This window comes from Streptomyces sp. WG5, from assembly GCF_049974565.1.
Classification (GTDB): Bacteria; Actinomycetota; Actinomycetes; order Streptomycetales; family Streptomycetaceae; genus Streptomyces.
In genome coordinates this window covers 1-4762 of the sequence record NZ_JBNGGC010000082.1, presented here as the reverse complement: position 1 = coordinate 4762, position 4762 = coordinate 1, and the positions used below count along the sequence as shown (strand labels likewise).

General features: G+C 70.6%; 1 protein-coding gene and 1 pseudogene. Both read right to left on the bottom strand.

The window, feature by feature from the left end; all coding sequences use genetic code 11:
- Positions 1-4023 (bottom strand): annotated as a pseudogene (locus ACP4IX_RS35835) (type I polyketide synthase); the annotation flags it as partial.
- A gap of 8 nt (positions 4024-4031) precedes the next feature.
- Positions 4032-4762: phosphopantetheine-binding protein (locus tag ACP4IX_RS35830; RefSeq protein WP_426558773.1), on the bottom strand; the 731-nt coding region annotated here is incomplete at its 5' end.

Genomic DNA, 4762 nt, shown 5'->3' with positions numbered 1-4762 from the left:
CTCCGACTGCGCGGACCGGACCAGACCCCACACCGCCGCCGCGGGCAAGTCGGTCACCGGGTCGTCCCAGCCGGTGGCAACCGCCCCCCGAGTGACCACCACCAGCCGGGTCCCCCCGAAACACCGTTCAGCCAGCCAGCGCTGCACCTGCTCCAGCACCCACACCGACACCTCATGCACACGCCCCACCACCAAGCCCGACTCACATGCAGACGAATGCGGCACGGCCAGCACCACACTGCTCGGCACAGGAGTCCCGTACTCGACCGCGGTGGCCAACGCCCCCAGATCTGCGTAGTCCGCCCCGGGTCCCGCAAGGGCCCAGTTCCCCGTCTCGACGGCCGGACCCTCCTCGGTACCCAGGTCGGTCCACTGAGGAGTGAGGACCATCGTGTCCTGCGGGCCGCCTTCGAGCGCGCCTTCCGGCAGCGGACGGACCACCATCGATCCGATGGACAGCACCGGCGCACCCGTGGCGTCGGCCGCCACCACGGAAACCTCGTCCGGTCCGGTGCGGGAAACGCACACCCGCACGCGCGTCGCGCCCGAAGCACGCAGGACGACGTCGGTGAACATGAACGGCAGTCGAGCGGTCTCCGTCGGCTCCAGACCGGCGAACGCGGCTCCCTGCAGCATCGCGTCCAGCAGGGCGGGGTGGATGCCGAACATCCCGGCAGTGCCCGTCTGTGCCTCGGGCAGCACGACGTCAGTCCATACGCGCTCACCGAGGGTCCAGGCCCGGGCCAGCCCCTGGAAGGCCGGGCCGTACGCCACGTCGTGACCCGGCTGTCCGTCGTACAGGCCCGAAGTGTCGGCCTCGGTCGCCCCCGGCGGCGGCCATGGCCCGGCAAGGATCGGGTCCCCTGCGGCACCGGCCGCGCCGCTGGTCAGCAAACCAGTGGCATGCCGGGTCCAGGCCTCATCACCGTCAGGGCGCGCGTAGACGGCCATCGCCCATCCCTGGTCCCGCTCGCTGAGCACCACCTGGATCCGGCACCCACCGTGAGCCGGGATCACCAGCGGTGTCTCCAGGACCAACTCGCCGACCTGCTCACACCCCACGGCGTCGCCGGCGCGCACCGCGAGCTCCACGAACCCGGCGCCTGGGAAGACCACTTCCTCCCGTACTCGATGATCTGCCAGCCACGGGTGCGACCGCAGCGACACCCTGCCGGTGAACAGCGTCCCGCCGGACTCGGGCAGTCCCACCATCGCACCGAGCAGCGGATGCTCAGGCGACTCGAGGCCCGCTCCCACGACGTCCCCCACCATGGGCAGGGCCTCGGGCCAGTACCGCTGGTGCTGGAAGGCGTACGTCGGCAGTTCCACCCACCGGGCACCGGCCCCGGCGAACACCGACTCCCACGACACAGGCACACCCTGGACGAACAGCTGAGCCAACGCGGCCATCATCCGCCGGGAGCCGCCCTCGCCACGGCGCAGCGTCCCGACCGCCACGCCGTCGTGCCCGGTGCTGTCCAGCGTCTCCTGTATGGCGGAGGTGAGCACCGGGTGCGGGCTGACCTCGACCAGCACCCGATGGCCGTCGGCGAGGAGCGTACGGGTGACGTGCTCGAACCGTACGGTCTCGCGCAGGTTCCGCACCCAGTACCCGGCATCGGCCGCGCTGGTGTCCATGATCTGCCCGGTCACCGACGAGTACACCGGCACCGACGACGACACCGGCGCGATCCCGGCCAGCTCGTCCAGCAGCCGGTCGCGGACCGCCTCCACCTGCACGGAATGGGAGGCGTAGTCCACCGGGATCAGCCGGGCTCGGACCTCCTCGGCCTCACACCGGGCTACCAGTTCCCGCACCGCGGGCGACTCACCCGACACCACCACCGACTCCGGCCCATTGACCGCGGCGACGGAAAGCCGCCCCTGCCAGTCCTGGATCAGCTCCACGACCCGAGCGACGGGCAACGGCACGGCAGCCATGCCCCCACCACCGGCCAGCGTGTCCGCGATCGCCTTGCTGCGCAGCGCCACGATGCGCGCCCCGTCGGCCAGTGACAGGCCTCCGGCCACACACATCGCCGCGATCTCACCCTGGGAGTGGCCCACCACCGCGGCAGGCTCCACACCGCACGACCGCCACAACCGCGCAAGCGACACCATCACCGCCCACAACACCGGCTGCACCACGTCGACCCGCTCCAGCGCGGACTCATCGCCGAGGACATCCCCCAACGACCAGTCTCCAAAGGGGCTCAGCGCCTCAGCACACTCCGCCATGGCTTCCCGGAACACCGCGGACGAGTCGAGCAACTCCTGTGCCATACCGACCCACTGAGTCCCCTGACCGGGGAACACGAACACCACACCGGATTCCGCACCCGCGCATCCCTGGAACGCGTCAGGGGTCGGCTCGCCCGCCGCGACAGCACGCAGCGCGGCCAGCAGCTCACCGCAGTCAGCGCCCGTCACCACCACACGGTGATCGAACAACGACCGCGACGTCACCAACGACCGCCCCACAGCCGTGACATCCACACCGGGGCCGGCCCAATCCAGCAGCCGGGACGCCTGGGCTCGTAATGCTTCCGCTGTCTTGCCCGACAGCACCCACGGCACCACACCCCGCATCAGCTCCGGGGCGGAACCCGTCTCAGGTGTCCCGGCGTCCTCAGCCCTCTGGGCTTCCGGGAAGGCTTCGAGGATGACGTGTGCGTTCGTGCCGGACATGCCGAAGGACGAAACGCCCGCCCGACGAGGATGACCGGTTTCCGGCCAGGGGACGGCCTTCGTCAGCAGTCGCACCGAGCCCTGAGACCAGTCCACCTTCGACGAGGGGGTGTCCACATGCAGAGTCTGCGGCACCACGCCATGCCGCATCGCCATGATCATCTTGATTACGCCGGCGACACCGGCGGCGGCCTGGGTGTGACCGAGGTTCGTCTTCAACGACCCCAGCAGCAGTGGCCGGTCCTCCGGCCGGTCCTGCCCATACGTGGCCAGCAGGGCCTGGGCTTCTATGGGGTCACCGAGCACAGTGCCGGTGCCATGGGCCTCCACGACATCGACGTCGGCACCCGTGAGGCCCGCCCCGGACAGGGCCTGGCGTATCACCCGCTGCTGGGAGGGGCCGTTCGGCGCGGTCAGCCCATTGGAGGCACCGTCCTGGTTCACGGCGCTGGACCGTACGACCGCCAGCACCCGACGCCCTTCACGACGAGCGTCCGACAGCCGCTGTACGACGAGCATCCCGGCGCCCTCGGACCAGCCCGCGCCGTCCGCGGCATCGGCGAAGGCCTTGCACCGGCCGTCGCTCGCCGTGCCGCCCTGGAGGGAGAACCCGACGAACGTGTCCGGTGTGGCCATGACGGTCACACCGCCGGCGAGGGCCATCGTGCACTCACCGGACCGCAGCGCCTGAGCGGCCAGGTGCAGGGCCACCAGCGACGAGGAACAAGCGGTGTCCACCGTGAGCGCCGGGCCCTGCAATCCGAGCACATAGGCGACGCGTCCCGACGCGACGCTCTGAGAGCCGCCGGTGACCAGATGGCCGGCCAGATCCTCGCTGGACCGGTCCGCCACCTCCAGATAGCCCGAGGGGAAGGTACCGACGAACACGCCGACGTTGCTGCCGGTCAGCGCCGCCGGGTCGGCCCCGGCGCGCTCCAGGGCTTCCCAGGAGGTCTCCAGCAGCAGCCGCTGCTGCGGGTCCATAGCGATCGCCTCGCGCGGGGAGATCCCGAAGAACTCCGCGTCGAATGCACCGACTCCGTCCAGGAAGCCGCCCTCGGCCGTGGCCGAGGCACCGGCGCCGGTGCCGGCCAGTTCATCCAGGTCCCAGCCGCGGTCGGTGGGGAAGCCCGAGACCGCGTCCCGACCGTCGGCAACCAGCCCCCACAGCTGATCGGGGTCGGACACTCCGCCGGGGAAGCGGCATGCCATGCCGACGATCGCGATCGGCTCGCCGGCGTCCGCGTCCGCTTCGAGGTCGGCCAGACGCTGGCGGGTCTCGCGGAGTTCGGCGGTGACTTTCTTCAGGTAGTCGAAGAGCTTCTTGTCGGTCATGCTGCCACTTACTCCCCTTGCCCGGAGATGCCGAGCTCGTTCTCAATGAACTGGAAGACGTCGTCGGGCGTCTCCCAGTCGTCGTCCGACGGGCCATCGGCCACTGTGTTGTCGCTCTTGCTCCATTGGGTGAGCAGCGACCGCAGGCGGTGCCCGATCATCTGCCGGTCCTCCCCCGCGGCCTGGGCCGCCGGGAGCAGATCGCCCAGCTTCTCCAGATGGGACAGGATCGATCCGGTTGTGGACTCGGCGCGTGCGCCGGGTCCGGGGTCGCCGAGCAGGCCGGTCAGGTGACCGATCAGCTCGGCGATCGTGGGATAGTCGAACACCAGGGTGGCGGGCAGTCGCAGCCCGGTCACTGTGGCGATCCGGTTGCGCAGCTCGACCGCGGTGAGCGAGTCGAACCCCATCTCCTTGAACGCCTGGTCTTTGTCGACGCCGTTGGCGGAGGTGTGGCCCAGGACCGCGGCGGTATGGCCGCGGACCAGGTCCAGCAGGAACCCATGGCGCTCGTCGGCCGGGATGGTGGCCCAGCGCTGAGCGAAACTCCCCGGGTCCTGACGTGCGTCGCCCGCGAGCCGACGGGTCACGGTCCCGCCGCCGGTGACGAGCGACCGCATCATCGACGGCAGCTCACGCTGCCCGCGCACCGCGGCCGGGTCCAGCCGGGTCAGTCCCACCACGGCCTGGTCGGCGAGGAGTGCCTGGTCGAACAGCTCCAGTCCCTGCTCCACCGACA